Genomic DNA, 26,391 nt, shown 5'->3' with positions numbered 1-26,391 from the left:
AATGACTAATTAGCAGGCGTACTGTTTTCAATCCAAAGTTGAAAATCAATCAATGCAGCAGCGCTTAAAACAGCATTATTTGCTTCATGGTATCCAATTGCTGATGTGCAAGAGCCATCATTGTAAGTTTGTGAAATGCTGTTTAACACGGATGATCGATTGGCATTACCGCCAGCATCCACATAGGTCGTTATTGTTCCGCAATCAGCTGTTACCGTTAAAAAATCATCCCAATTAAAATCATTACGCTTTTTACCCACTAGGTTACTGGTAAAGTTTGCTTTTGAAAGGTCTGGCCCACTAGCACTACCGTAATGGCAAGTGCTGCAGCCTTGAATGACTGGATAAGTAAACAGTTTTTCTAGCGTTCCATCTTTAACACTAGCGGTCGAGCCTTTGTTCTCGTCATCATCACTACAGCCTGCAAATATGGCTAGCAGCAATAAAATCAGTAAAAGACGGCTGTTATAGAGTGATTTTTTTAGTGTTTTCATGTTTATTTATCCCTAAGTAAAATTTTTAGCGTGGTGAAAAACGTCTTTCTATGCCTGCTTCAGCCATTATCTTAGTTGAAATTTCCTCAATTGAATAATGGGTTGAATCGACAAAACCTATATTATGTCGGCTATACAGCGCTTCGACTTCTGCTACTTCACGCGTGCATTGCTTGAGTGAAGCATAGTTGCTGTTGGCGCGACGTTCATTACGAATTGACGATAAGCGCTCTGGCTCGATGGTTAAACCAAATAGCTTATGGCGATAAGGGCGCAGTGCTTTGGGTAATTCGCTATCCAGTAAATCGTCTTCAGTAATGGGATAGTTAGCAGCGCGTATGCCAAATTGCAGCGCCATATAAATACAGGTGGGGGTTTTTCCGCAGCGCGATACGCCAATCAAAATAATATCGGCTTTGTCATAGTGATGCGTGCGTGCGCCGTCATCGTTGTCTAGCGCAAAATGAACAGAATCAATGCGTGCTTTATAGGTGTCTTCTTTTGCTTTTGAAAGGCCATGACTTTGCCCAACAGAATAAGTGGAGCGTGTTTTTAACTCTTCCTCTAATGGTTCTAAAAAAGAAGTAAATACGTCAATGTTTAACGCTTTACTTTTACTAATAATGGTGCGAATGGTTTGGTCGACTACCGTATCAATCAGTAAAGGGCGAGCGCCATCTTTAACAGCGGTGGCATTAACTAAGGTTACAATGGCGTGCGCTTTTTCTTCAGTGTTAATATAAGGCTTGGTTATTTGTTCAAATTGAATGCCTTCAAATTGCGCTAAAAGGCTACGCCCTAGTGCTTCTGCGGTGATTCCTGTGCCATCAGAAATGAAAAATGCGGTGCGTTTCATGGGGGTTCTGTCATCCTAATTCGTGTTATCATCAGCGTGAATTTTTAAAGTGGCTTGGCACTGTCTAAATAAGAGTGCAAACAATTTTGCCTGTTTTTAGTGTTGAAAGCCACGTATGAACTTTTTCTGATTCTGACTGGAGACGTGTCTTGAATAAAACAGCTGCGGGTGAATATATTGTCTGGTTTGACCAGCTGGGTATGCAGGACGTTGAGCGGGTTGGTGGTAAAAACGCTTCGCTGGGTGAAATGATTAGTAATTTAGCTAATGCTGGGGTGCAAGTGCCTGGTGGATTTGCTACGACTGCCGATGCTTACCGTGAATTTTTAGCCCACGATGGCTTGGCTGATCGAATCAATAAAGCCTTAGATGAATTAAACGTTGATGACGTTAAAGCGCTAGCGGTTTGTGGTGCAAACATTCGTCAATGGGTCATTGAAACACCGTTTCCACCGGCTTTAGAAGCAGCCTTAGCTGAAGCTTATGCTCAGCTAGAACAAAAAAATACTGGTTTAAAAGTGGCGGTACGCTCTTCGGCAACAGCTGAAGATTTACCTGATGCCTCTTTTGCGGGTCAGCAAGAAACTTTTTTGAATATTCAAGGCTTTGCTGAGGTTAAGCAGGCGGTTCACGAAGTTTTTGCTTCTTTATTTAATGACCGTGCTATTTCTTACCGTGTTCACCAAGGCTTTGACCACGCAGGTGTTGCACTGTCTGCGGGTATACAAAAAATGGTGCGTTCAGAAACCGGCACTGCTGGGGTTATGTTTACCCTAGATACAGAATCTGGTTTTCGTGATGCGGTATTTGTTACCAGTGCTTATGGTTTGGGCGAAACAGTGGTACAGGGTGCGGTTAATCCCGATGAATTTTATGTTCACAAACCTACTTTGGCAGCAAATCGTCCTGCTATTTTACGCCGCAGCCTAGGCAGTAAACTGATTAAAATGGTTTACGGTGATGCAGCAACCACGGCTAAATCAGTTAAAACCGTGGATGTCGATAAAGCAGACAGGGATCGCTTCTCTTTAAGTGATGATGAAGTGATGAACTTAGCACGCCAAGCGATGATTATTGAAGCGCATTACCAGCGTCCTATGGACATTGAATGGGCTAAAGACGGTGATGACCAACAACTTTACATTGTTCAAGCGCGTCCAGAAACGGTAAAAAGCCGTGATGCCAGCAATGTTATGGAGCGTTTTTTACTTAAAGAGCAAGGTAAAATTTTAGTTGAAGGCCGTGCAATTGGTCAGCGTATTGGTGCTGGTCGTGTGCGTATTGTTTCTGGCCCGCACGAAATGGATAAGGTTGAAGAAGGCGATATTTTAGTTACCGATATGACCGACCCAGACTGGGAGCCTGTAATGAAACGCGCTTCAGCCATAGTCACGAACCGGGGTGGTCGTACTTGCCACGCCGCGATTATTGCCCGCGAAATGGGCATTGCTGCGGTAGTGGGTTGTGGTGATGCAACGGATTTATTAGAAGATGGCCAAGAAGTAACCGTTTCTTGTGCTGAAGGCGATACCGGCTTTGTTTATGAAGGCAAACTGGATTATGAATTGCTGACCAACAGCATTGAAGCCATGCCTAAAATCCCCTTTAAAATTATGATGAATATTGGTAATCCAGACCGTGCCTTTGGTTTTGCTGCTTTGCCTAATGAAGGCGTTGGGTTGGCGCGTTTAGAGTTTATTATTAACCGCATGATCGGCATTCACCCCAAAGCGTTGTTAGAGTTTGATAGCCTACCCAGCGAGTTGCAAGCAACGATTAGTGGCCGTATTAAAGGCTATGCTGGCCCGATTGAGTTTTATGTTGAAAAGTTGGTAGAAGGTATTGCCAGTTTAGCGGCTGCTTTTTGGCCTAAGCGGGTAATCGTTCGTTTGTCAGATTTTAAGTCGAACGAATACGAAAACTTAATCGGTGGTAAGTTGTATGAGCCAGCCGAAGAAAACCCCATGCTGGGTTTTCGTGGTGCTTCACGCTATTTGTCGCCTAGATTCCGTGACTGTTTTGAGCTGGAATGCCGTGCTTTGAAAAAAGTGCGTGATGTGATGGGGCTAGACAATATTGAAATCATGGTGCCTTTTGTACGTACCGTGGGTGAAGCGAAGGGTGTTTCTGAACTGCTTGAAGCGAAAGGTTTGGTTCGCGGTCAAAATGGCTTAAAGCTAATTATGATGTGTGAACTGCCAGCTAATGCTTTGCTGGCGGATGAGTTTTTAGAATACTTCGATGGTTTTTCTATTGGTTCTAACGACTTAACCCAGTTAACGCTCGGTTTGGATCGTGACTCTGGCATAGTGGCGCACTTGTTTGATGAACGTAACCCAGCCGTTAAAAAGTTACTTTCTATGGCAATTAATGCCTGTAAAAAACAAGGCAAATACGTGGGAATTTGTGGCCAAGGCCCGTCAGATCACCCCGATTTAGCGCGTTGGTTAATGGAACAAGGCATCGACTCTGTTTCACTTAACCCAGATGCCGTCTTAGATACTTGGTTTATGTTGGCAAATCAAACCCCTGAATAATGAGCTGGAGTTGAAAATGGACTATGTAACGCCTGATTTATGTGATGCTTATCCTGAACTTATTGAAGTGGTTGAGCCTATTTTTAATAACCTAGGTGGTCGAATGTCTTTTGGTGGCGAAGTTGTCACCATTAAATGCTTTGAAGACAATTCTTTAGTTAAAGAAGAAGTTGAAAAAGACGGCAAAGGCAAAGTGATGGTGGTTGATGCGGGTGGCTCTTTTCGTTGCGCTATGTTGGGCGATATGCTGGCTGAAAAAGCCGTAGAAAATGGTTGGGAAGGTATCGTCATGTACGGCTGCATTCGTGACATTGATATTATTAACGAGCTAGATTTAGGCGTACAAGCACTCGGCACTCACCCTAAAAAGTCTGAAAAACGTGGGGTGGGTGAATACCAAATCCCTGTTTCTTTTGGTGGGGTAACTTTTGTACCCGGTGATTATGTTTATGCGGATAATAACGGCATTATCGTTTCACCCGAACCTTTAACCATGCCTGAGTAAATTTTTATGTTGCCTACTGCCCGTTGTTTGTTTTTGCCTTTAGCGGCAGCCGTGTTGTTAGCTGCTTGTGGTTCGGATGAACAACCGGCAGCAGCGCCTTCACCTGATAAATTACAACCGCCTGAAATGGCGAGTGGTTTACAAGCGCGTCCTGGTTGGACTTATTCTAAACAAGCCGTTGCAGCAGCCAATCCCTTAGCCGCTAAAGTTGGTCAAAGTATGCTTGCTGCGGGTGGTAATGCGCTAGATGCCGCCATTGCTGCACAATTAGTGCTTAACTTAGTTGAGCCGCAATCCAGCGGTATTGGTGGCGGTGCTTTTTTATTAAGCTGGAAAGATGGTGAACTCATTGCTTGGGATGGCCGAGAAACTGCGCCTGCTGCTACAACACCCAATTTGTTTTTAGATGAACAAGGTAAGCCACTTCCTTTTATGACGGCGGTGACTAGCGGTAAAAGTGTTGGTGTTCCTGGTTTATTGAAAATGCTTGAAGCCGCGCATAAGACGCAAGGTAAATTACCTTGGCAAGATTTATTTAAACCTGCGATTCAACTTGCCAAAGAAGGCTTTGACATTAGCCAAAGGCTGCATTTGTTATTAGAAAAAGACCCAGCTTTAAGAAATAACCCCGCCGCCCGTGCTTATTATTACCAAGCCGATGGCAGTGCTTTGCCGGTGGGTTATCAATTAAAAAATCCGGCTATGGCAGCTATCTTAAAACAAGTTGCTGACAAGGGTAGCGATGCTTTTTATCAAGGAACTATCGCTAAAAACATAGTGGCTGCGGTAAACGAAACCAGCCGTTTATCCGGTAAAATGAATGCCGCTGACTTAACTAATTATCAGCCTTTAGCGCGTGAAGCTTTATGCGGTGTTTGGCAAAATTACCGCGTGTGTGGTTTTCCGCCACCGTCTTCGGGTCAGCTCGCCATCATGCAAATATTGGGTATATTAGAGCAGGTAGACAATTCAGCCAGTCATAGCCAAGAAACGTTTTATACCGCTGAAGGTTTACACCAATACTTAGCCGCTTCTAGCCTAGCTTTTGCTGACCGAGCCTTGTATGTAGCTGATCCTGAATTTGTAGAAGCACCGGCTAATAACTGGCTAAGCCTAATTAACCCAGCTTATTTACAGCAACGTGCTAGTGAAATAGGTTTTGATTTTCAAGGTATTGCCCAAGCCGGTAAGCCAGAAAATTTTGAAAGCAGTTATGTATTACAACCCGAACAACCTGAATACGGTACTAGTCATTTAAGTGTGATTGATGCCCAAGGCAATGGTGTTGCTATGACCAGTTCCATAGAGCAAGCCTTTGGGTCACGTATTCTAGTGGATGGTGGCACAGGTTTAGCGGGTGGTTTCTTTTTAAATAATCAACTAACCGACTTTGCTTTTCAGCCACAAGATGAAACGGGTAAATGGGTAGCTAATCGTGTTGAAGCGGGCAAGCGCCCACGTTCTAGCATGAGCCCTACTTTGGTTTTTAGCGCCCATGCCGATGAACTGGTGGCAAGTTTAGGTTCGCCAGGCGGTGCAGCCATTATTCATTTTACAGCCAAAACTTTACTTGCCAGTTTAGGCTGGCAGTTGGCACCGCAAGAAGCCATAGAGCTGCCCAATATTGCTAATTTTAATTCCCAAGTAAGCTTGTTAGAAACAAACGGTTTTTCAAAAATCATGCAAGCAGGCTTAGGAAAACGGGCTTATGAATTGCAAGAAAGGGATTTAACCAGTGGTATTCAAATGTTACTGGTAACACCTAAAGGCATTTTAGGTGGAGCCGATCCACGCCGTGAAGGTTGGGTTGCTGGTGAATAAATTACTTAAAATTCCAACAGGTTTAGTATTGGCTTCAGCATCACCCCGCAGACGTGAGTTATTACTACAGCTAATGCCGGCACTTCAATTACATATTTTACCCGCCGATATTGATGAAAGCCTTATTGCTACTGAAGTGGGAGCAGACCGCGTGTTACGCCTTGCTAGAGCTAAAGCCGCAGCGGTACTAGCTAGCCTTCCTAAGCATTTAAGCAGCTACCCAGTTTTAGCCGCCGACACCGAAGTGGTGTTAGATGGTTGCCCTTTAGGGAAGCCAGAATCAAATACTCATGCTGTTGAGCTATTAAAAAAGCTTTCTGGGCGCACGCATCAAGTCACTACAGCAGTGCAGCTAATTCAAGGTGAAGTTGCTCAACAAGCCGTGGTTACGACTGACGTTAGCTTTAGGCTATTAAGTAATGATGAAATTTTGGCTTATGTTGCAACGGGTGAACCCAGCGATAAAGCCGGTGGTTACGGCATTCAAGGTTTAGGTGCTGCTTTTGTCACAGGCATTAACGGCAGTTATTCTAATGTAGTGGGTTTGCCTTTAGAGCAAATCTATTTACAGCTTCGCCAACTTAAATATACCGTTATCTAATAAATGATAAAATAAACCATTATGTCAAAAACACTGGCAATGCCTGTTAATTTTTTGCTCGAAATAAAAAAATCGCGCTTTATGGGTCGAGTAGAGCCTATTTTAAGCAGCGAAGAAGGCTTGCAAATAGTACAAGCGCTACGGCAACAACACCCAGAAGCAACCCACGTTTGCTATTCCTTATTAGCAAATGGCCAAGTAAAGCAATCTGATGACGGTGAACCTTCAGGCACAGCTGCAAGCCCTATGCTAAATGTTTTGCAACACAAAGACTTAGATAACGTACTAGCAACGGTAGTACGTTATTTTGGTGGCGTTAAACTCGGTGCCGGTGGTTTAGTCCGTGCTTATAGCCAAGCCATTAGCGAGCCATTACAACAGGCGGTTTATGTCGATTTAACTCTACCTGTACAATTAAAGTTAGCAGTGGCTTTTGAACATGAATCTTTATTAAGGCGCTTAGCTGAGCAACAAAAAATTAGTCTAGCCATCAATTATACGCATGAAGTGATTGCAGCAATAGAAGGGGAAGATCAAGCTCTGAATCGCTTTTTGGAAGGTTTTTCAGAGCAGGTAAGAGGACAATTAAGGTTGTTGGAGTAGCTTTTCGATTATTTGTTTCATTTCAGCAGACTCAGGTTCAGTTTTACTGCCAAATGTTCCAACCAGTTCACCGTCAACATTAATTAAATACTTATGAAAATTCCAACGGGGTAAAGGCGCACCCATTGCTTCTAACGCTTTAAAAACAGGGTTTAATTTACCTTTAGCAACGGAGCTGGTTGAAAACATTAAAAAGGTGACACCATAATTAATAAAGCACACTTCAGCCGTTTTACTTTCTTCTTTTTCTTCTTGCTTAAAATCATTTGAAGGAAACCCTAGTATTATCAAACCACGCGCTGCGTACTGCTGCTGTAAAGCTTCTAAACCCTTAAATTGCGCTGTAAAACCACAATGGCTTGCGGTATTAACAATTAATAAAGGCTGCCCAGCAAATTGGCACAAATCAAACGATTGTGTAGCGTTCAATTCACGCTGATTAGAGTCTAACAAGGCTGGGCAAACAGAAGGTTCAGCCCAAGTCCTAGTGCTAACAGGGCTGATAGGGTTAAGCAGTAATAACGTTAAGCAGATTAAGATACGTTTCATAAGGTTAGGCACGAATTGAGTGGTTTTTTAAATAAACAGGGTTTAAAAAGTTAGCTAATAATAGCTTGATTGTCCTGTAGAAATGTCTAAACGTCCAGAAATTTATGTTAAGGTTTGTTACTCAATTAACTGAAATGATTATCTAATTTAAATGTTAAAAAATAATAGTCACAATTTTTATGTCAACCTTAATCAAGTTTATGATTTTAAAGAGGTTTTTAAATCGACTAGCTACCAAGAATTACCCAATGACTGGTGGGTGATTGTCACTGACATTAAAGACTCTACTACAGCCATTGAAAAAGGCCGTTACCGAGACATCAATAGTTTAGGTGGTTGTACGGTGGCGGCTATTTTAAATGCAGTAAATCCTACTGTTATTCCTTATGTATTTGGTGGTGATGGTGCAACTTTTTGCATTCCACCTCAATGCGTCGAAGCAGCAAAAACGGCTTTGCGAGGTTGTATCAAATTTGCAGCAGAAAGTTTTAATTTAGAACTAAGAGCGGCTTTGCTGCCTTACCAAGCGATTAAACCAAAAGCATCCATTTTGATCGCACGTTATGTAAAAAGTAAAAGTTTATATCAAGCCATTTTTATTGGTGGTGGTTTAAATGAAGCAGAAAAACAAATTAAAAAAAATACTCAATGGCATATTCATCAAGCCGATGGTGAAGCGAAAGCTGATTTAACTGGATTTCAATGCCGTTGGAATACAATTGCTAGTCCACAAGAAGTGACGGTTAGTCTTTTGGTGCAAGCATTAAATCCAGGCACAGAAGCACAATTGGCTTTATATCAACAGCTAGTTGAAAAAATGCAGCAGTATTTTGGTAACGATGAACAACAACAGCCGCTTAGTTTAGATGGCTTGCAGCTTATGTATGGTGAAAGTTATTTAATGGGAGAAGCTAAAGCTAAAATTTTCTCTTCTAAACACCAATCTTTTTCATTAAAAATTAACGCTTTGTTCTTTAAAGTATGGGCGTTGCGTTTACAAAATCTGCTGGGCGCTATTTTAATGAAACTAAATGTTCGCTTAGGCAAAATTAATTGGGGTAGCTATAAAGAAGCAACCTTATTAAATAGTGATTATCGTAAATTAGATGATACTTTTCGCTCGGTGTTTGCAGCCAAAAAAATCCCACTGGCTGAATTTGAGAGCTGGTTAAAAAATCAAGAACAAGCCGGTCAATTGCTTTATGGTTTACACATTAGCACAGCAGCGCAGTTAACCTGTTTAATTAGCCAAGTGGGTGTAAAACACATTCATTTTGTTGATGGTTGCGATGGCGGTTATGCCCTTGCAGCTAAATCGTTAAAGCTAAAATTAAAACTAAAGCAATAATGGAGAAGAATACCATGAGTGATTTAAGTTATACGCCGCCTAAAGTGTGGGTTTGGGATGCAAGTAATGGTGGGCAATTTGCCAATATCAACCGACCTGTTGCCGGTGCAACGCACGAAAAAATATTGCCTGTAGGTGAGCATTCTTTACAGCTTTATTCGTTAGGCACACCTAACGGTGTGAAAGTAACCATTATGCTAGAAGAGTTGTTAGCTAAAGGCATTACTGGTGCTGAATATAACGCGCATTTAATTCGTATTGGCGAAGGCAATCAGTTTTCTAGCGGTTTTGTAGAAATTAACCCTAACTCAAAAATTCCTGCACTTATTGATAACAGTGTTAATCCACCGCTGCGAGTTTTTGAATCGGGTTCTATTCTCTTATATTTAGCAGAAAAATTTGATGCTTTTATTCCTAAAGATTTAGCTAAACGCACAGAATGCCTAAACTGGTTATTCTGGCAAATGGGGGCTGGCCCAACTTTAGGGGGTGGTTTTGGGCATTTTTATGCCTACGCACCAGAAAAATATGAATACCCGATTAACCGCTTTGCTATGGAAGTTAAACGCCAGTTAGATGTTTTAGACCGCCAATTAGCCGACAATACCTACATAGCCGGTGAAGACTATACCATTGCTGATATGGCAATTTGGCCTTGGTATGGTGCTTTGGTTAATAACGATATTTACGAAGCCGCTGAATTTTTAGACACTAAAAGCTATAAAAATGTACAGCGTTGGGCAAAGCTTATTCGTAATAGAACGGCTGTACAAAGGGGTCGTAGCGTTAACCGTGTGTGGGGCGAAGAAAAAAATCAATTAGCAGAACGCCATTCTGCTAGTGATATTGATAAAATAATCTAGTTTAAAATAAAAGTGCCACTAATTTATTTTAGTGGCACTTTAGAAATAGATAATATTTTTTCTTTAGATTAAGGCCGTAGTAATTTTATTAACTCTGATTCGGGCAGTGGTTTGTAATATAAAAAGCCTTGTGCGTGTTGGCAACCCATTGCCAGCAATTTTTGGCCTTGCTCTTCTTCTTCAATGCCTTCAGCAACTAAATCTAAGTTTAAATTTTGTGCTAGCTGAATAATGGTTTGTACTATGCTATGACTAATGTTGTCATAGCTCATATCCATTACAAAAGAACGGTCTATTTTTAAAGTAGAAAGGGGCAGTTTTCGTAGGTAAGAAAGGCTTGAATAACCTGTACCAAAATCATCTAAAGCAATGCGAAATCCTTTCTTATCCAATGCATTTAAAGTTTGCAGCATACCCCGTTCATTATGTATTAAGCCGGTTTCAGTAACTTCTAGTTCAATATTATCAAGGCTTAGGTTATAACGTAGCACTAAAGCTTCTAACCAGTCTGGGAATTCTTCTTGTTCTAGTTGTTGCACTGCAACGTTAATAGCGACTCTAGGTAAGCTTAAACCAGCATCACGCCAACGGGCTAGCGCTCGGCACGCTTCTTCTGCAACCCAAGCACCTATTTCTATAATTAACCCAGATTCTTCGGCTAAAGGAATAAAAATGGCAGGCGATAATGAGCCTAGTTTAGGGTGTTGCCAGCGTATTAAAGCTTCTAAACCACAGATTTCTTGATTGGCTAAGTAAACTTTAGGTTGATAATGCAGACTTAAACCACCATCGCCAATGGCTGAGCGCAAAGCTTGCTCTAAATTGAGTAGCTTACGTGCCTCATCACTCATTTTATGATCAAAAAAACAAAAAGTATCTCGGCCAGTATTTTTTGCTTCATTTAAAGCCGTTTGTGCATTGGTTAGTAGCACATCTGCTTCAAAGCCGTCAGTAGGGAAAAGTGCTATGCCAATGGATGGGCTTAATGCCACTTGTTTATTATCAATAATAACAGGTTTTTGTAGTGTCTTTTTTATAAGATCAGCAAGTTGAGTAATGTCGTGTATTGATTCCTGTATTTAGCAATCAAGTGCAATCCATTAGGTTAGGTGTGCAAGGCTAGAGGCCTAGGCAAAAATTCAATTTAAACACAATCCTAGCCTTGAATTCTGCTAATATCGTTCGCCTAAAAAAACAACGTTGGAGTGAGTAATGAACATCAAGAAATGGCTGGTACTGAGTGCCGCTTGTTTAAGCTTGGGTGCTGCGCCTGTTTTTGCACAAGAAACCCGTGAACTTTCGGTTTCTACTGTTTTATCGGATGCCTTTCCTTGGGGGCAAGCAGCCGCTAAATGGGCTGAGTTGGTAGAAGAGCGTTCAAACGGTCGTATTACGTTAAAAGTTTACCCTAACGCACAATTGGTATCGGGTGACCAAACCCGTGAGTTTTCTGCTATGCGTAGTGGTTTAATTGATATGGCGGTTGGCTCTACAATTAATTGGTCGACCCAAGTACCAGAAGCTAATCTTTTCTCGCTACCTTTTTTGATGCCTGATAACGCTGCTGTTGATGCAATTACACAAGGTAAAGCGGGTCAAATGGTTTTTGATGCCATTGAAAAACGCGGTGTTGTGCCTTTGGCTTGGGGTGAAAATGGTTTTCGTGAGTTATCTAACTCGCGAGGCGTTTTAAACCAACCCGCTGATTTCAAAGGGTTAAAGGTTCGTGTAGTTGGTTCACCGCTATTTTTAGATACTTTTAATGCATTGGGTGCTAATCCAACACAAATGAGCTGGACCGATGCGCTGCCCGCATTAACAACGGGTGCTGTTGATGGCCAAGAAAACCCCTTAGCCGTATTTGATGTTGCGCGTGCTGACCGGGCTAATCAAAAATACTTAACGCTTTGGCATTATATGAATGACCCGCTAATTTTTGGTGCCAGTAAGCGTGTTTGGTCGAGTTTATCTGCTGCAGATCAAAAGCTATTAAAGCAAGCCGCTTATGATGCGGGTCAGTGGGAAATTGCTAAATCACGTGCTGAGTTAGATGCAACCCTGCAATCCATTCGTGACCGTGGCGTAGAAGTCACTGAACTTACGCCTGAGCAGCACCAAGCTTTTGTTGCTGCCACTAAAAGTGTTTATGAAAAATGGACACCAAAAATTGGTAAGAAATTAGTAGATGCCGCACAAACAGCCATTAACAATCGTTAGTTAATAACGGCTATTCAACAATCAAAAAACCTAACTCAAGGTTAAGTTTTAAATGTTCATACTTAATCTTGAGTTTTACATTATTGGCTATAAATAAATCATGTCAAAACCTCGTATCTCACTTGAATCTTGGCTAGGAATTATTGCCTTAGCCACTATTTGTATTATTAGTTTAGCTAACGTTTTAGTACGTTATACAACGAATGCTTCTTTTGCCTTTACTGAAGAGTTTTCAGTCTTTTTAATGGTCATACTTGCTTTCGCTGGTGCTGCTGTTGCTGCAAAAACTAACGAGCATATTCGCGTTACTTTATTAGAAAAATACTTAGGTTTAATCGGTCGCCGTATCGCTTATGTTATGCAATGGTTGGGCAGTATTATCGTGCTTAGCTTAATTGTTTGGTATGGCGGCTTACTAACGTATGAAGAATTTATGTGGGAATCGACGTCACCAGGATTGGGTTATCCCACTTGGATTTACTTAATTTGGCTGCCGCTACTGGCGAGTGCCATTATTTTTCGCAGTACACAAAATTTGTTTAGCCGTTTACAGCAGGGTGATAATCCAATAGAGGAACAGCAATGAGTCCTGATTTATGGATGTTAGTCATTTTTGGTGCCTGTTTATTCTTAGGTATGCCAGTGGCTTTTGCGTTAGGTTTGGGTGGTGCAGCAGGCATAGTAACAGGATTGTCCCCCGATATGCTGGCAACTTTAGGCACCAATACTTATAACAGCGTTGCTAAATACCCACTGATTGCTATTCCGTTATTTATTTTAACGGGGCTTATATTTGAACGGGCAGGTGTCGCAGCAAGCTTAGTTAATTTGGCACAATCATTAATTGGACGCAGGTATGGTGGCTTAACATTGGTGGCTGTTTTAGTCTGCTTAATTATGGGTGGTATGAGTGGGTCTGGTCCTGCCGATGCAGCCGCTGTTGCTATGGTTATGTTACCAAGCATGACTAAAGCGGGCTATCCAAAGCCATTTTCGGCCTCGTTAATTGCTGCTGCTTCATCAACTGCGATACTAATTCCACCTTCTATCGCACTTATTTTGTACTCAGTGATGTTGCCTGGCTTAGATTTACGTGCGCTATTTGCAGCGGGTTTATTTCCAGGCTTATTAGCCGGTGCATCTTTATTGGTGCCTGCTTATTTTTTATCGAAAAGGAATGGTTGGGAAGCGCCCGATACATCTGCTGATGCAGAGCGTCCTTCGATTAAAAAAAGCTTTATAAAAGCCATTCCCGCATTATTAGCCCCGGTTATTATTTTAGGTGGTTTACGATCTGGTTTATTTACACCCACTGAAGCCGCAGTAGTAGCAGTAACCTATGGCTTAATTATTGGCACCTTAATTTATAAGCAGTTAACTTTTTCTAGCTTATTTGAGCTATTTAATGAGGCTGTTAAAATTTCAGGCATAGTGCTGATTATTATTGCTTTAGCCGGTATTTTTGCTTGGGCGGGTACTACCTTAGGCACTTTTACGCGCTTAGCTGATGTCATACTTTCTATTTCAGATAATTCTTTAACGCTGCTTTTTTTAGTTATGTTACTGGTTTTGCTGGCAGGTATGCTGTTGGATGCTATTTCTATCTACTTAATTTTAACGCCCATTCTAGTGCCTTTAATTAATCACTTTGAATGGAACCCTGTTTGGTTTGGTATTTTATTGGCGATGAATATTGCTATAGGCCAGTTCACGCCACCTGTCGCTATTAACCTAATGGTGACGACTAAAGTTGCTAATATACGATTAGAGCAAACCTTTGGTTGGGCAATGCTATTTATGCTGACTATGTTCAGTGCTTTGTTGTTGGTTATGTTTTTCCCGCAAATTGCACTTTGGTTGCCTGAATATTTAGGTTATTCAACCACCTAAAAACAATGCCCTACCAACTAGCTAGAAACAATGAGTTGGTAGGGTTGTTTGTTAAGGCTTGCTGGTTAAATTTAGTTTAACTTACCTTTAAAGTTAAAAAACTGTTGGGCGGTACGTCCGCTATAAGAAGCACGAGCTTGTGCAAACTGCCGTGCTTCTTGCATTAACGCCTGCCAATCACCTTGATAACCTGCAAAATAACTTTCAACTAAAGTAAGGTAATCGTCTAGGTTACCTGAATAAAATGAAAGGCTTAAACCAAACCTATCGGCTAAAGAAATACGTTCTTCTACGCTGTCGCTTAAATGCAATTCACCGCGTGAACCCACGCTTGCCTGTTGGTTATCACTCTGATACTCCGGCACTAGGTGACGGCGGTTACTGGTAGCGTAAACACGAATGTTTTCTGGTGGTGTTTCTAACGAGCCTTCCATAATGCTTTTTAAGCCTTTATAGCCACTTTCGCCGCTTTCAAAGCTTAAATCATCACAAAAGATAATAAAACGATAAGGTAATAAACGCAGCTCATCAGAAATTTCAGGTAGCCAGCTTAGATTTTCTCTTGGAATTTCTATTACCCTTAATCCTGATGCATAATATTCGTTTAAAAGTGCGCGAATTAATGAGCTTTTGCCTGTACCACGGCTACCCCATAACAGCACATGATTACAGGCTTCACCGGCTATAAATTGTTCGGTATTTTGTACCAAAGCGGCTTTTTGACGCTCAATACCTAGCAGCCTTTCTAAGGGGAAGGCTGAAAAATCTATAATTGGCTTTAGGCGCTTAGCATGAACTCGCCACACCGCACCTTTAGCTTTTTCCCAATCAATTTCTGAAGCAAGCATCGTTGTTTAACTCTAATCTTGATTAATAAATTGCCTAAGTGTTTCGGCCTGGCTGGTAATGGAGTTAAGGCCATCTAAATGGCCCCAATCACCCTCAATTTCAGCATAACGGCTTATTTTACCTAAACTTAATAGCGCTTGGTGAATTTTTTGCGCTAAGGCTGGCCTTAATAATAAATCATTAGTGGCAGGTAAGAACAAACACTTGGCCTGAATTTTCTGTAGCCCTTCGGTTAGTGTTTTACCCTGCCCAGCAATAAATAATTGATTAGCACGAATTAAATACAAGAGATGGTTAGCATCGGCGTATTTTGTTTGTGCCAAGCTTTGGGCTTTAAAATAGTCCACCATACGAAAGTTTTGCTGAACAAAGTTTGAAGGTGCTTCTTCCAAAGGGTAATGCTTGTGAAAGGTTTTGTTAATAATTGCCGGTGACATAGCAGCAAGGGTTATTTGCATTAGCGTTTGCTGCACACCGGCAACCGGCGCTGCAGCGTTATAATAATTACCTTCACGCCATAAAGGGTCGTTGAGAATCGGTTCTGCCCACTGCTGTAAGCCTAAGCAACTCCACGCATCAGCCTCACCCATACCTATCACTGAAATCATGCGCTTAACCGCTTCTGGGTAGGCTATAGACCACTCTAAGGCTTGCAGCGAACCCATCGAAGGGCCAATAACAGCATGAAGTTCTTCAATCCCTAAAAAAAGCAATAAAGACCGCTGCACTTCTACAAAGTCACGAATAGTCACCACGGGAAAATCTAATCCCCAAGGTTTGCCCGTTTCAGGGTTAGTCGTGGCAGGGCCAGTGGTAATCACCCTAGGGTTGAAGGGTTCTTGGTTAACCAAAGTATCGCTACTAATAATAAAGTATTTATCAGTATCCAAAGGCTTGCCAGGGCCAATAATGCTATCCCAATAGCCTGCAAGCAGGTCATCTTCTTGGTAACGCCCAGCTGCATGGCTAGAGCCTGAAAAATAATGAGTAACCAGAATAGCGTTATCACGCTGGGCATTTAGTTTGCCCCAGCTTTCCCAACCTATATTTACTTCTGGAATGAATTGCCCATTAGTGGTGGTAAAGCCCTGCAATTTATAGTGTTTTTTTTCAACCAGCATAAGAAATATCCTTCTAGTAAGTCCTTTGCCCTAGCCAATAAACAAGACTAAGATGTGTTTTATAAACCTTGTGAGGAGTATAAAATGACCGATGGTGTAAAGCATATTATTGCCGTTGCTTCAGGTAAAGGTGGCGTTGGTAAATCGACTGTAACAGCAAACCTTGCTATGGCAATGGCAGCAACAGGTAAGCGCGTGGGTGTTTTAGATGCTGATATCTATGGCCCTAGCCAAGCGCAAATGTTTGCTGTGCCTGCTGGTAGTAAACCTGACTCGGATGATGGCAAAAGTTTTGATCCTATCATTGCCCACGGCATTCAAATTATGTCGATGGCATTTTTAGTGGATGCTAAAACCCCGATGATTTGGCGCGGCCCTATGGCTGCTGGTGCGTTTCAACAGCTACTTAATCAAACCCGTTGGCAAGATTTAGATTACCTATTTATTGATATGCCGCCAGGCACGGGTGATATTCAATTAACCATGGCACAAAAAGTAAAAGTTACTGGTGCTGTTATTGTTACTACGCCACAAGATATCGCCCTTTTAGATGCCAAGCGCGGTATTGAAATGTTTCGTCAGGTAAAAGTGCCGGTGTTAGGTGTGGTAGAAAACATGAGCCTGCACACCTGCTCTAGCTGTGGTCATAGTGAACCGATTTTTGGCGAAGGTGGTGGTGAAAGGATTGCTGAAGAATACCAAACCGATTTACTAGGTCAGTTGCCACTTTTATTGAATATTCGTAAACAAATGGATTTAGGTCAACCGTTAGTCATCAGCGAACCTACAGGCACTGCTGCGGCTATTTTTGCCAAGATTGCAGCTAAAATTAGCGATAAAGTAGATAGCTTAGTTGAAACAGCAGGCCCAAGCATTAGCATGGGTGATTGATTGCAGTTAAAAAACTAATGCTTTAAGTATAAAAAAAGCCAGATATCTAAATAAGACATCTGGCTTATAAAACTTGGTGGAGATAAACGGGATCGAACCGTTGACCTCTTGCATGCCATGCAAGCGCTCTCCCAGCTGAGCTATACCCCCAAAACTTAATAGCGCGTATTCTAGCCAAAAAACTAGCCTTGTCAAGTTTTACAAAGCACTATTAATCTACAAGATAGCGTTAAAACGTTTTCCATACACCTAAACCACCCACTACAACAGAGGCAATGCCCGTTAAATAATATTGCCAAACCTGTTCTGGTGCTTCGCCAGTTACTTGACGAATTAGCTGCATATCCAATTGTTGTTGCAGATCATACCCCCAATAAAGTAACAAAATACCAATGATGATTAATACTAAGCTAATAGCGCGTCTCATAATGTTTTACCGTCTTTTATGTCAAGGTTTTCGCGCGTTAAGTATTGCCCCAGCGGTGCTGTAAAGCTTTCAATTTCTTGCTGTTGTAATGCTCGTAGCGTTTCACGTAAATCTTTTAAGCTAGCCAAAGATTCTGGCCAAGTGTCGGTATTAGGTAAACGCCACGGTAAGGCTTGTAGCCAAGTCGCAAAGCTGATGCGGCTATAATCACGCCCAGGCAACCACACTTCATACTCTTTATCAAAAACTATCCATTTATGCTGTTGCATCCAGCTGATATTTGCTTGCCATTGCTCGGCATTTTCACTGCAAGCTAATGTGCGTAAATGATTCTCTTCTATACCTTCGGCGTTTTCAAATGCTTCCCATAGCTCTTTTAAAATGACCAACATTTGTAAACTGGGTTCTAAACTGTCCGCAGCGTATTGCTTTTTAATGGGTAAGCCACGGATAGCAACCCATTCAGCGCAAAGCAAAATCATCATCCAAGATAAATAAATCCACATCAAAAACAATGGAAAAGCGGCAAAAGCACCATAAATAAGCTCGTAGCTAGGAAAACTACTAGCAAACCAAGTAAATGTTTTTTTAGCGGCTTCAAATAAAAATGCCATGGCCAAACCACCCAATGCTGCATCACGAAACCTAACCTTACAGTGAGGCACCGCCCAATACAGCAAGGTAAACGCTAAGATGCTGAACATGAAAGGCAGAAATTTCCATAATGTAGCAACACCGCCACCCGTGTAACCATTTAATTTATCTAATAGCGGTAAAGTAGTTAGATAAGAGCTTAGCACCATGCCTGCACCCAACAATAAAGGCCCTAGCGTTAATACCGTCCAGTAAATTAAAAATGCTTGTAAACCACGGCGTGGTTTTTTAACACGCCAAATACGATTAAACGCTTTTTCTATGCTAACAATCATCATGCCAGCTGTTGCAATTAAAACGATTGCACCAACAAGGGTCATTTGCCGTGCTTGTTTAGCAAAACCACCCATATAATCCTGTATGACTTGACCTGTTGCTGGGACTAGATTTTCAAACAACATGATTTGTAATTCTTCACCCACGCCTTGAAAAATGGGCAGTGCCGCTAACATGGAGTAAACCATCATTAACATGGGTACAACGGCAAATAAGGAGGTGTAGGTGAGCGCTGCTGCATTACGTGGGCCATCATCTTGCAAAAACCGTTGAATAACCTGCCAAAGATAATAAATACCTCTTAAACGCAAGATTTTGTTAATTAAAGACTTGAGACTTTGCATATCAAAGGTTTAATCCTTATCGCAGACTGTTAGAATGGCTGCATTCTAACACTTAAAACCTAAGCAATAAGCAATGCTGCTACCTTTGCTATTTTTATCTAAACGATTTAAAGGAAATTTTATGTCACAACCCTACGTTCTAGTGCTTTATTATTCTCGTAACGGCAGCACGGCTAATATGGCGCGTGCGATGGCAGAAGGCATTGAACAGCTGGGTGGTATTGAAGCCCGTTTACGCACCGTTCCAGCAATTTCAAGTGTTTGCGAAGCAACGCAACCTACAGTGCCAACCGAAGGGGCTGTTTATTGCACAGAAGAAGATTTGCGTAACTGTTCTGGTTTGTTGTTAGGTAGCCCAACACGCTTTGGTAATATGGCGTCCGCGATGAAATATTTTTTGGATTCAACCAGCAGTTTATGGTTGTCAGGTGCATTAATTGATAAACCTGCCGGTACGTTTACATCCACTTCAAGCCTACACGGTGGGCAAGAAACGACCTTGCTAACAATGGCTATTCCTTTATTACATCACGGCATGATTTGGGCAGGCATTCCTTATTCTAATCCTGAGTTAAGTAGTACAACGGATGGTGGTACTCCGTATGGTGCAACCCATGTATCAGGTGCTAAAGGCGATAGTGAATTGAGTGCAACCGAACTAAAGCTTTGCCGAGAACAGGGTAAACGCCTTGCGTGTTTAGCGTTAAAGCTAGCTAAATAAAAACTGACCAACAAAGACATTACTAGGGATACTGATTACCTGTGAAACCTGCTGCCCCGTTACCCCGTAAAGAATTAAATTTAAAACTTAAAGTAAGTCGTTGGCTAACCTTGCTAAGCTATTTTGGTTTGTTAGCACTTTTATTGGCAGGATTAATTATTAATCCGTTACCTGAAGAAAGCCGTTTATGGGTGATTTTAACTGTACTTTGGGTACCATTATTAATATTTTTACCTGCTGTTATAATGCGTGATCCACGCGGCCATGCTTGGTTGTGCTTTGTAAGTTTAGTGTATTTTATGCAGGGAACAACGACCTTTATAATCCCTGGCAAAGCAGGATTAGGTGCATTGCAGGCGTTATTGGCTTTAATACTGTTTACGGCAGCTATGATGTATGGCCGTTGGCGAGGTATGGAGCTACGCGGTGCAATTATTGCCGACGCAGCACCATAATTATTAAGGCAGTTGTAGCGTTAACAGCCCTAAGCGATGAACCTCTTGCGCGACATCATTTGATTTGAGTTCGCGCATTTGGCTAATTACTTTTTCTAGTAATAATTCAGGCTCATTTGGTTCGGGTAATTCAGCGACACCAATACTAGAATGCACACGCAAAGTAGGGAACTCTGAATACTTAACCTTCGTTAATGCGCGGTTTAACTTATCAGCCAACACTAAGCCATCATGTTGCCCTTTACCGGGCATTAAAATACACAGCTTACGCCCACTAAAACGCGCACAAATCTCATCACGAGAAACTGCATGCAATAGTAAACTACCCATACTACGCAGCACGCGATCACCAATACTTTGACCATATTGAGTATTGATCTCATGCAGGTTTTTCAGATCGATGATAACTAAAGCTAAACGCAATCCATCAGGCCCAACCTGTCCGACTAATTCGCGAAACAGTTGTAAAAATGCATCGCGCTGATAAAGCTTAGTTGTTTTATCTTGGCGTGATTCAGTTTGAGCAACGGCTAGCAAGTTATGTACTTCATCGGTCACAGCAACCCGTTCAGCGATGTCTCGACCACTGGCTAAAACAAATTCACGGCCTTTTATTTTAATTAAATTCAGGCGGAATTCAAAGTCGTGATCGTTGCCTATACTACGGCGTACAGGTGTGACAACTACTGAACCTTCCCCGTCGTCAAGAAGACGTAAGTTTTCAAGTATAGCTTCCAGCTCAGCAGCAGACATTTCTGGCATAAACTCGATAGGCAGTTTATCCATAAGGTCTGCTGCTGTATAACCTAACCAGCTAGCTCCATGATCGTTTACAAACATCAACGTTAAATCACCCGGATCAAGGATTAAAATAAGATCTAGGGACTGCTGAAGAATGAGAGTTATTTCCTGCTCAGAAATTCTAGTCAAGACTTTTTCCTTCTAACGCTTACGCTACAGTTTGCTTAAATTGCTAACCTTTTAACGTCTATAGATTAACTCTAAGCGGCCTGCAAGTGAAAGCCTTAATCATAAATAGTTGTAATCGACTGGTAAATATTACCAACTTAATACCTGACGAACAAAGGGAATACTTAGTTAGATTGCCAATAAAAATAAGCATCGGCTTGCTCAACTGTTGCATTATTCTTTCGCAAAGCCGTAGTAGGGTGACTTGCTGCTTGCTGCAATCCTAAAAAAGAGGTTTCTTTTAATCGGCTATCAAGCGTTAAGTTAGCACGCAGCTGATTTAAGCCTCCTCGCAACGTCATTTCAAACAACACTTGTTGATTAGTCGACTGCACCACACGCACATTACTGGTTAACGATAAACGATTAAAATTATTCATTATCGCGGCATAATCTTGCACTTTAGCCACATTACCTACCATGATTTTGTAAGTACCAGTGCTTTGGCTGGCATTGCTGGCGTAACGGCTGGATAATTTTTCAGCTGCAAAGTTAACACCTTCTTGCAACGCATCCCTTAAAGTTGCAACAGATACGGTGTGTTTGATGTTAGTACTACCTACCATCAACTGCCATTCAACACGCCATTGATTACCCGAAGCTCTAATTTTACCAACTAAAACTGCATCGGGTTGATAAGGGGCAGAGGCAGCTGTAATTTGTTGAGTAAAACCACCCCAAATATCAGAAAATAACGAATCAGCTACGGGATTTAATGTGAAATCAGGTAATAGGTAAGGAATGCCGCGTTTGCTACTTTGGCTAATTAATACGTTGGATAAAGGCTGATTAGACGCGGGGGTAATTAAAGTGCGTCCACCACGCCCTTCCAAGGCCACCCAAAACAAAACATTAGGCCTATTAATGTCCCAGATTGGCGCTTGCAGTTGTTGCAATAACTGCTTTACACCGCCTTCATCGAAAGTTAATTCAAGTTGTTGCGCTGGAATTTTTTCGCCCGTTTCAGTCATCAATAACGCTGAGCTAGCGTTATAGCTATACTGATTAATTAAACGCTGCGCTGAGGTAAGGTCTGTCCAAAGTTTAAAGTTAGGATGCTTAGCAAAGACTTCAGGCGCTGTAATAAAATCAGTAGGTGGCATTTTTTCAAGCACCCGTTCAGTGCCCGAAACACGTACTAAAAGTTCACGCAACAGCACATTCGCAACGGCTGCACGTTGCTCATCTGAAGTGTCAGAGACTAAGCTATTTAATGTATAAAGATTCGTTAAACGTGCGGCATAAACCGTTTGACTTAACAGTAGCATCACTAAAAAAAGCTTACTGAGCAAAAAGGGTGTTTTTATGAGTTTCACCTATTGGATTCCCTTTACTTTAAGTGGGGGCATTTATTTAAACATAAAAATTTTAACTTGAGCGGCTCTACTTAATGGAGACTCGTTCGCTGGAGTGCTAGAATACGCAACTTTACGCTTCTTGCCCAATTCAATTTTTTCAACGCAGGACACTCCATGAGCCGTAGCAAAACCCCGATTACTTATAAAGATGCTGGTGTAGACATAGACGCAGGCAATGCCCTAGTTGAACGTATTAAAGGTGTTGCCAAGCGCACCAGTCGCCCGGAAGTGATGGGTGGACTGGGTGGATTCGGCGCTCTTTGCCAAATCCCCGCTGGTTACCGTGAGCCTGTATTAGTTTCTGGTACTGACGGTGTTGGTACTAAACTACGTTTGGCAATGGATCTAAACAAGCATGACACCATTGGTATTGACTTAGTAGCCATGTGCGTTAATGACTTGCTTGTTTGCGGTGCTGAACCTTTGTTTTTCTTGGATTACTACGCCACAGGTCACTTAAATATTGATGTTGCTGCCGATGTTGTAACCGGCATAGGCGCAGGCTGTGAGCAAGCCGGTTGTGCATTGGTTGGTGGTGAAACAGCCGAAATGCCCGGTATGTACGAAGGTGATGATTATGACCTAGCCGGTTTTTGTGTGGGTATTGTCGAAAAATCTGAAATTATTGATGGCAGTCAAGTAAAGGCTGGCGATGTGTTACTAGGTTTGGCGTCTTCTGGCCCGCACTCTAATGGCTATTCGCTGATTCGTAAGTTGCTTGAAGTATCAGGTGACTCGTTAGACACTTTATTAAAAGACGGTCAAAAGCTTGGTGATGCTTTAATGGCACCTACGCGTATTTACGTTAAATCTTTATTACCTTTAGTACGTGGTGATGAAGGTATTCACGCGTTATCGCACATTACTGGTGGTGGCTGGTATGAAAACATTCCCCGTGTATTACCAGACGACTGCAAAGCAGAGCTAGACCTTACTAATTACCAGCGCCCAGTGGTATTCGATTGGCTGCAAGACGTTGGTCAAGTTGCAGAAAAAGAAATGTATCGCACACTTAACTGCGGTATTGGTATGGTATTAGCCATTGCTGCTGAACAGGTTGACGTACTAACCAAAAAGCTAGAAGCCGCTGGTGAAACCGTATTTGAACTTGGTGTACTTAGCCAGCGTCTAGCAGGTGAAGAGGCGGTAGTGATTAAAGGTCTTAAAGCATGATCTCACCCGAAACAGACGCAGCGCCTGATGCACGTCGGGTTGTCGTGCTTATTTCTGGTAACGGTAGCAATCTGCAAGCGCTTATTGATACGGCTCAAACCAAGGATGGTTTGAGTGGTGCAAATAGCTTAGGTGGCGAAATAGTTGCTGTTATTAGTGATAAAGCCGAAGCTTTTGGCTTAGAGCGAGCACGCCAAGCGAATATTCCTACGCTAACACTGTCTGCAAAAGACTTCCCAAGCCGTGAAACCTATGATTTACAACTGGCACGCTTAGTGGAAGAGCAGCAACCTGATTTAATTGTTTTAGCGGGTTTTATGCGAATTTTATCACCGGCTTTTGTGATTAAATTTCATGGCAAACTATTAAATATTCACCCTTCTTTGCTGCCTAAATACAAAGGGCTACACACGCATCGTCGCGCACTGCAAGCTGGTGATGAGGAACATGGCCTAAGCATTCACTTTGTTACCGAAGAGTTAGATGGTGGGCCTTTAATTTTACAGTCTAAAGTTACCGTCACACTAGACGATGATGAAGCTAGCTTAGCCAGTAAAGTGCAGGTGCAAGAGCATATTTTGTACCCCATTGCAGTTCGTTGGTTTTTACAAGGGCGATTACAACTGATTAGTAATTACCCAACGCTTGACGGAAAACCCCTACCAATCCAAGGTGTTTTATACCAAGAAAACCCTAGTAACTAGTGTTTGAATTGGACAAAACCACTGTTTGATGGCATTATTTTGCGCCGACTGTTTAAGTCGGCTTTTCTTTTAATGCTTAGTTTTTGACTAACTAGGTTTTTAACTAATTAGTTTTTTGATACAGAAGCCAACTGTTAATGGGAAAGTGTTACCTTCGTTTGGTGGCCGCCATAATCAGAAAACTTCTGCTTTCATGAACATGAACCAAGTGTCCTTTCGTGCGGGACACCACTGCTCAGGATAAACAATGCCTTTAATTACCCTTCCCGATGGCAGCCAACGTGATTTCGATCAGGCTGTTAGCGTATTTCAAGTTGCTGAATCTATAGGTGCTGGCTTAGCAAAAGCAGCATTGGCTGGTAAAGTGGATGGCGAGCTGGTTGATACCAGTCATCTAATAACCCAAGATAGCACTCTAGCCATTATTACTGCTAAAGATGTTGAAGGCGTTGAAGTATTACGTCACTCTTGTGCCCACTTAATGGCAATGGCCGTTAAACAGCTTTGGCCTCAGTCTCAAGTTACTATTGGCCCAACCATTGAAGACGGCTTTTATTACGATTTTGACATTGATGGCACCTTTACACCTGAAGATTTAGAATCCATAGAAAAGCGTATGGCAGAGCTTGTTAAACAGGATATTCCTGTTGAGCGCTTAGTAATGTCGCGGGATGAAGCCGTTAAGTTCTTTGAGCAGCAAGGCGAAGTTTACAAAGCAGAAATTATCCTCGATATTCCGGTATCTGAAGAGTTATCTTTGTATCGCCAAGGCGAATTTACCGACCTGTGTCGTGGCCCACACGTTCCTAGCACAGGCAAAATAAAAGCCTTTAAATTAATGCGAGTTTCTGGTGCTTACTGGCGCGGCGACTCAAAAAACAAAATGCTACAGCGTATCTATGGTACCTGCTGGGCAGATAAAAAAGATTTAAGTGCTTATCTGCATCGCCTAGAAGAAGCTGAAAAGCGCGATCACCGTAAGTTAGCTAAGCGCATGGATTTATTTCACATTCAAGATGAAGCACCAGGTATGGTGTTTTGGCATCCGAATGGCTGGACACTGTACCAAATTCTTGAAACGTATATGCGCGACATTCAGCGTAAAAATGGTTATCAAGAAGTCAGAACACCGCAAGTCGTTGATAAAGTGCTTTGGGAGCGCTCTGGTCACTGGGAACATTATCAAGCCAATATGTTCACGACAGTCTCTGAAAGCCGTGACTATGCTGTTAAGCCCATGAACTGCCCTTGTCACTTACAGATATTTAACCAAGGTCTAAAAAGTTACCGTGACTTGCCGTTGCGTATGGCTGAATTTGGCGCGTGTCACCGTAACGAACCTTCTGGTTCTTTACACGGTTTAATGCGTGTGCGTGGCTTTACGCAAGACGATGCACACATTTTTTGTACCGAAGAGCAGATGGAAGATGAATCAACGCGCTTTATTCAGCTAACCTTAGATGTGTACAAAGCATTTGGTTTTAACGATGTAGAGCTCAAGCTTTCAACCCGTCCAGAAGGTCGCCTTGGCGATGATGAATTATGGGATAAAGCAGAACACGCTTTAGAAGGTGCGTTGAATAAAGTTGGTCAGAAGTGGGAATTACAACCTGGCGAAGGCGCTTTTTATGGTCCTAAAATCGAATTTTCTTTACGCGACTGTTTAGGCCGTGTTTGGCAATGTGGTACGCTACAACTTGACTTCGTGCTTCCCAATCGTCTAGGTTCTCAATACGTTGCAGAAGACGGTAGCCGTAAAAATCCAGTGATGCTACACCGCGCTATTTTAGGTTCGTTTGAACGTTTTATTGGTATTTTAATCGAGCATTATGCGGGTGATTTGCCTACTTGGTTAGCACCGGTGCAAGTTGCGGTGATGAATATCACCGATAAACAAGCCGATTACGCCAACGAATTGACCGAAAATTTAATTAATTCGGGCTTTCGAGTAGAAACAGACTTGAGAAATGAGAAAATAGGCTTTAAAATCCGCGAGCATACACTCGCTAAGATTCCTTATTTACTTGTTATTGGTAATAAAGAAGTTGACAATCGAACCGTAACAGTTCGTACTCGATATGGCGAAGACCTTGGGTCTATGGATTTAGAAACGTTTAAGTCCAAGCTGCTCGAAAAACACTAACAGTGTCACAAGAGCCCAATGT

The 26,391-nt window shown here is 42.0% G+C and carries 26 protein-coding genes and 1 tRNA gene; 16 read left to right on the top strand and 11 right to left on the bottom strand.

Annotation, left to right across the window (positions count from 1 at the left end):
• Positions 1 to 5 precede the first annotated feature (5 nt).
• Complete coding sequence (locus tag VJY63_RS07140; RefSeq protein WP_324049431.1) at positions 6 to 494, bottom strand: hypothetical protein; 489 nt, start codon at positions 492 to 494, stop codon at positions 6 to 8.
• Between the two features lie 25 nt (positions 495 to 519).
• Positions 520 to 1,350, bottom strand: coding sequence for a posphoenolpyruvate synthetase regulatory kinase/phosphorylase PpsR (ppsR, locus tag VJY63_RS07135; RefSeq protein ID WP_324049429.1), 831 nt, complete (start codon positions 1,348 to 1,350; stop codon positions 520 to 522).
• A 149-nt stretch (positions 1,351 to 1,499) separates the two neighbouring features.
• Between ppsR and ppsA the strand changes: the two genes are divergently transcribed.
• From ppsA to VJY63_RS07110, 5 genes are read left to right on the top strand one after another with little or no spacing between them, the layout of a single operon-like run.
• Positions 1,500 to 3,887, top strand: a complete 2,388-nt coding sequence (ppsA, locus tag VJY63_RS07130) for a phosphoenolpyruvate synthase (RefSeq protein ID WP_324049427.1) — start codon at positions 1,500 to 1,502, stop codon at positions 3,885 to 3,887.
• Positions 3,888 to 3,903: 16 nt separating this feature from the next.
• The gene (rraA, locus tag VJY63_RS07125; RefSeq protein WP_324049425.1) at positions 3,904 to 4,392 is read left to right on the top strand and encodes a ribonuclease E activity regulator RraA; all 489 of its coding nucleotides are present in this window, start codon (positions 3,904 to 3,906) and stop codon (positions 4,390 to 4,392) included.
• Positions 4,393 to 4,398: 6 nt separating this feature from the next.
• Positions 4,399 to 6,213, top strand: a complete 1,815-nt coding sequence (gene ggt / locus VJY63_RS07120) for a gamma-glutamyltransferase (protein WP_324049423.1) — start codon at positions 4,399 to 4,401, stop codon at positions 6,211 to 6,213.
• On the top strand, positions 6,206 to 6,814 hold the full coding sequence (locus VJY63_RS07115) for a Maf family protein (RefSeq protein WP_324049421.1): 609 nt from the start codon (positions 6,206 to 6,208) through the stop codon (positions 6,812 to 6,814). Before ggt ends, VJY63_RS07115 begins: the two co-directional genes overlap by 8 nt.
• 21 nt (positions 6,815 to 6,835) lie before the next feature.
• Positions 6,836 to 7,417: a YigZ family protein gene (locus VJY63_RS07110; RefSeq protein WP_324049419.1), complete on the top strand. Its 582-nt coding sequence runs from the start codon at positions 6,836 to 6,838 to the stop codon at positions 7,415 to 7,417.
• Here VJY63_RS07110 and VJY63_RS07105 read toward each other — a convergent pair.
• Positions 7,400 to 7,966 carry a glutathione peroxidase gene (locus VJY63_RS07105; RefSeq protein ID WP_324049417.1) on the bottom strand — a complete coding sequence of 189 codons (567 nt, stop codon included), beginning with the start codon at positions 7,964 to 7,966 and terminating at the stop codon, positions 7,400 to 7,402. The two genes, VJY63_RS07110 and VJY63_RS07105, sit on opposite strands and share 18 nt — an antisense overlap.
• Positions 7,967 to 8,117: 151 nt before the next feature.
• On the opposite strand from VJY63_RS07105, the gene VJY63_RS07100 reads away from it, so the two are divergent.
• Both VJY63_RS07100 and yghU read left to right on the top strand, forming a co-directional pair.
• On the top strand, positions 8,118 to 9,314 hold the full coding sequence (locus tag VJY63_RS07100) for a DUF3095 family protein (RefSeq protein WP_324049415.1): 1,197 nt from the start codon (positions 8,118 to 8,120) through the stop codon (positions 9,312 to 9,314).
• 14 nt (positions 9,315 to 9,328) lie between these two features.
• On the top strand, positions 9,329 to 10,177 hold the full coding sequence (gene yghU / locus VJY63_RS07095) for a glutathione-dependent disulfide-bond oxidoreductase (protein ID WP_324049413.1): 849 nt from the start codon (positions 9,329 to 9,331) through the stop codon (positions 10,175 to 10,177).
• Positions 10,178 to 10,245: 68 nt separating this feature from the next.
• Here yghU and VJY63_RS07090 read toward each other — a convergent pair whose 3' ends face one another.
• A complete protein-coding gene (locus tag VJY63_RS07090; protein ID WP_324049502.1) occupies positions 10,246 to 11,235 on the bottom strand; it encodes a GGDEF domain-containing phosphodiesterase in 990 nt (329 codons plus the stop codon).
• Between the two features lie 154 nt (positions 11,236 to 11,389).
• On the opposite strand from VJY63_RS07090, the gene VJY63_RS07085 reads away from it, so the two are divergent.
• From VJY63_RS07085 to VJY63_RS07075, 3 genes are all read left to right on the top strand, one after another.
• Complete coding sequence (locus VJY63_RS07085) at positions 11,390 to 12,394, top strand: DctP family TRAP transporter solute-binding subunit (RefSeq protein WP_324049412.1); 1,005 nt, start codon at positions 11,390 to 11,392, stop codon at positions 12,392 to 12,394.
• A 100-nt stretch (positions 12,395 to 12,494) separates the two neighbouring features.
• Positions 12,495 to 12,980, top strand: a complete 486-nt coding sequence (locus VJY63_RS07080; RefSeq protein WP_324049410.1) for a TRAP transporter small permease — start codon at positions 12,495 to 12,497, stop codon at positions 12,978 to 12,980.
• The gene (locus VJY63_RS07075) at positions 12,977 to 14,284 is read left to right on the top strand and encodes a TRAP transporter large permease (RefSeq protein WP_324049408.1); all 1,308 of its coding nucleotides are present in this window, start codon (positions 12,977 to 12,979) and stop codon (positions 14,282 to 14,284) included. The genes VJY63_RS07080 and VJY63_RS07075 overlap by 4 nt, the downstream gene beginning before the upstream one ends.
• 71 nt (positions 14,285 to 14,355) lie before the next feature.
• On the opposite strand, the gene VJY63_RS07070 is transcribed toward VJY63_RS07075, so the two are convergent.
• Together VJY63_RS07070 and VJY63_RS07065 are read right to left on the bottom strand one after the other, a co-directional pair.
• Positions 14,356 to 15,132 carry an ATP-binding protein gene (locus tag VJY63_RS07070; RefSeq protein WP_324049407.1) on the bottom strand — a complete coding sequence of 259 codons (777 nt, stop codon included), beginning with the start codon at positions 15,130 to 15,132 and terminating at the stop codon, positions 14,356 to 14,358.
• Positions 15,133 to 15,144: 12 nt separating this feature from the next.
• Positions 15,145 to 16,254: an E22 family MetX-like putative esterase gene (locus VJY63_RS07065; RefSeq protein ID WP_324049405.1), complete on the bottom strand. Its 1,110-nt coding sequence runs from the start codon at positions 16,252 to 16,254 to the stop codon at positions 15,145 to 15,147.
• An 84-nt stretch (positions 16,255 to 16,338) separates the two neighbouring features.
• Between VJY63_RS07065 and apbC the strand changes: the two genes are divergently transcribed.
• Positions 16,339 to 17,145 (top strand): iron-sulfur cluster carrier protein ApbC, encoded by an 807-nt coding sequence (gene apbC, locus VJY63_RS07060; RefSeq protein ID WP_324049403.1) that lies wholly within the window; start codon positions 16,339 to 16,341, stop codon positions 17,143 to 17,145.
• 74 nt (positions 17,146 to 17,219) lie between these two features.
• On the opposite strand, the gene VJY63_RS07055 is transcribed toward apbC, so the two are convergent.
• From VJY63_RS07055 to VJY63_RS07045, 3 genes are all read right to left on the bottom strand, one after another.
• Positions 17,220 to 17,295, bottom strand: a tRNA-Ala gene (locus VJY63_RS07055).
• Between the two features lie 79 nt (positions 17,296 to 17,374).
• Positions 17,375 to 17,572 carry a DUF3185 family protein gene (locus VJY63_RS07050; RefSeq protein ID WP_324049402.1) on the bottom strand — a complete coding sequence of 66 codons (198 nt, stop codon included), beginning with the start codon at positions 17,570 to 17,572 and terminating at the stop codon, positions 17,375 to 17,377.
• Positions 17,569 to 18,846 carry a YihY family inner membrane protein gene (locus tag VJY63_RS07045; RefSeq protein ID WP_324049400.1) on the bottom strand — a complete coding sequence of 426 codons (1,278 nt, stop codon included), beginning with the start codon at positions 18,844 to 18,846 and terminating at the stop codon, positions 17,569 to 17,571. Before VJY63_RS07045 ends, VJY63_RS07050 begins: the two co-directional genes overlap by 4 nt.
• Positions 18,847 to 18,967: 121 nt before the next feature.
• Between VJY63_RS07045 and wrbA the strand changes: the two genes are divergently transcribed.
• Positions 18,968 to 19,567 (top strand): NAD(P)H:quinone oxidoreductase, encoded by a 600-nt coding sequence (gene wrbA / locus VJY63_RS07040; RefSeq protein WP_324049398.1) that lies wholly within the window; start codon positions 18,968 to 18,970, stop codon positions 19,565 to 19,567.
• Positions 19,568 to 19,608: 41 nt separating this feature from the next.
• Positions 19,609 to 20,022, top strand: a complete 414-nt coding sequence (locus VJY63_RS07035; protein WP_324049397.1) for a DUF2069 domain-containing protein — start codon at positions 19,609 to 19,611, stop codon at positions 20,020 to 20,022.
• A gap of 3 nt (positions 20,023 to 20,025) precedes the next feature.
• Here the strand turns inward: VJY63_RS07035 and VJY63_RS07030 are convergent, their stop codons facing one another.
• Both VJY63_RS07030 and VJY63_RS07025 read right to left on the bottom strand, forming a co-directional pair.
• Positions 20,026 to 20,952, bottom strand: a complete 927-nt coding sequence (locus tag VJY63_RS07030; RefSeq protein WP_324049395.1) for a diguanylate cyclase — start codon at positions 20,950 to 20,952, stop codon at positions 20,026 to 20,028.
• Between the two features lie 164 nt (positions 20,953 to 21,116).
• Positions 21,117 to 22,307: a DUF2066 domain-containing protein gene (locus VJY63_RS07025; RefSeq protein ID WP_324049393.1), complete on the bottom strand. Its 1,191-nt coding sequence runs from the start codon at positions 22,305 to 22,307 to the stop codon at positions 21,117 to 21,119.
• Between the two features lie 156 nt (positions 22,308 to 22,463).
• On the opposite strand from VJY63_RS07025, the gene purM reads away from it, so the two are divergent.
• From purM to thrS, 3 genes are all read left to right on the top strand, one after another.
• Complete coding sequence (gene purM, locus VJY63_RS07020; RefSeq protein ID WP_324049391.1) at positions 22,464 to 23,522, top strand: phosphoribosylformylglycinamidine cyclo-ligase; 1,059 nt, start codon at positions 22,464 to 22,466, stop codon at positions 23,520 to 23,522.
• Complete coding sequence (gene purN / locus VJY63_RS07015) at positions 23,519 to 24,226, top strand: phosphoribosylglycinamide formyltransferase (RefSeq protein ID WP_324049389.1); 708 nt, start codon at positions 23,519 to 23,521, stop codon at positions 24,224 to 24,226. Before purM ends, purN begins: the two co-directional genes overlap by 4 nt.
• A gap of 247 nt (positions 24,227 to 24,473) precedes the next feature.
• Entirely contained in the window at positions 24,474 to 26,369 is a 1,896-nt protein-coding gene (gene thrS, locus VJY63_RS07010; RefSeq protein WP_324049387.1) for a threonine--tRNA ligase, read from the top strand.
• Positions 26,370 to 26,391 lie beyond the last annotated feature (22 nt).

Source organism: Marinospirillum sp. (genome assembly GCF_035271045.1).
Lineage (GTDB): Bacteria > Pseudomonadota > Gammaproteobacteria > Pseudomonadales > Halomonadaceae > Marinospirillum.
This window is presented reverse-complemented; position numbering and strand designations above follow the sequence as displayed.

What these genes read in the sequence shown, in the direction of transcription:
- VJY63_RS07140 (WP_324049431.1), bottom strand. Translation starts at nt 494, where the DNA reads ATGAAAACACTAAAAAAATCACTCTATAACAGCCGTCTTTTACTGATT.
- ppsR (WP_324049429.1), bottom strand. Translation starts at nt 1,350, where the DNA reads ATGAAACGCACCGCATTTTTCATTTCTGATGGCACAGGAATCACCGCA.
- rraA (WP_324049425.1), top strand. Translation starts at nt 3,904, where the DNA reads ATGGACTATGTAACGCCTGATTTATGTGATGCTTATCCTGAACTTATT.
- ggt (WP_324049423.1), top strand. Translation starts at nt 4,399, where the DNA reads ATGTTGCCTACTGCCCGTTGTTTGTTTTTGCCTTTAGCGGCAGCCGTG.
- VJY63_RS07110 (WP_324049419.1), top strand. Translation starts at nt 6,836, where the DNA reads ATGTCAAAAACACTGGCAATGCCTGTTAATTTTTTGCTCGAAATAAAA.
- VJY63_RS07105 (WP_324049417.1), bottom strand. Translation starts at nt 7,966, where the DNA reads ATGAAACGTATCTTAATCTGCTTAACGTTATTACTGCTTAACCCTATC.
- VJY63_RS07100 (WP_324049415.1), top strand. Translation starts at nt 8,118, where the DNA reads ATGTTAAAAAATAATAGTCACAATTTTTATGTCAACCTTAATCAAGTT.
- yghU (WP_324049413.1), top strand. Translation starts at nt 9,329, where the DNA reads ATGAGTGATTTAAGTTATACGCCGCCTAAAGTGTGGGTTTGGGATGCA.
- VJY63_RS07085 (WP_324049412.1), top strand. Translation starts at nt 11,390, where the DNA reads ATGAACATCAAGAAATGGCTGGTACTGAGTGCCGCTTGTTTAAGCTTG.
- VJY63_RS07080 (WP_324049410.1), top strand. Translation starts at nt 12,495, where the DNA reads ATGTCAAAACCTCGTATCTCACTTGAATCTTGGCTAGGAATTATTGCC.
- VJY63_RS07075 (WP_324049408.1), top strand. Translation starts at nt 12,977, where the DNA reads ATGAGTCCTGATTTATGGATGTTAGTCATTTTTGGTGCCTGTTTATTC.
- VJY63_RS07070 (WP_324049407.1), bottom strand. Translation starts at nt 15,132, where the DNA reads ATGCTTGCTTCAGAAATTGATTGGGAAAAAGCTAAAGGTGCGGTGTGG.
- VJY63_RS07065 (WP_324049405.1), bottom strand. Translation starts at nt 16,254, where the DNA reads ATGCTGGTTGAAAAAAAACACTATAAATTGCAGGGCTTTACCACCACT.
- apbC (WP_324049403.1), top strand. Translation starts at nt 16,339, where the DNA reads ATGACCGATGGTGTAAAGCATATTATTGCCGTTGCTTCAGGTAAAGGT.
- VJY63_RS07050 (WP_324049402.1), bottom strand. Translation starts at nt 17,572, where the DNA reads ATGAGACGCGCTATTAGCTTAGTATTAATCATCATTGGTATTTTGTTA.
- VJY63_RS07045 (WP_324049400.1), bottom strand. Translation starts at nt 18,846, where the DNA reads ATGCAAAGTCTCAAGTCTTTAATTAACAAAATCTTGCGTTTAAGAGGT.
- wrbA (WP_324049398.1), top strand. Translation starts at nt 18,968, where the DNA reads ATGTCACAACCCTACGTTCTAGTGCTTTATTATTCTCGTAACGGCAGC.
- purM (WP_324049391.1), top strand. Translation starts at nt 22,464, where the DNA reads ATGAGCCGTAGCAAAACCCCGATTACTTATAAAGATGCTGGTGTAGAC.
- purN (WP_324049389.1), top strand. Translation starts at nt 23,519, where the DNA reads ATGATCTCACCCGAAACAGACGCAGCGCCTGATGCACGTCGGGTTGTC.
- thrS (WP_324049387.1), top strand. Translation starts at nt 24,474, where the DNA reads ATGCCTTTAATTACCCTTCCCGATGGCAGCCAACGTGATTTCGATCAG.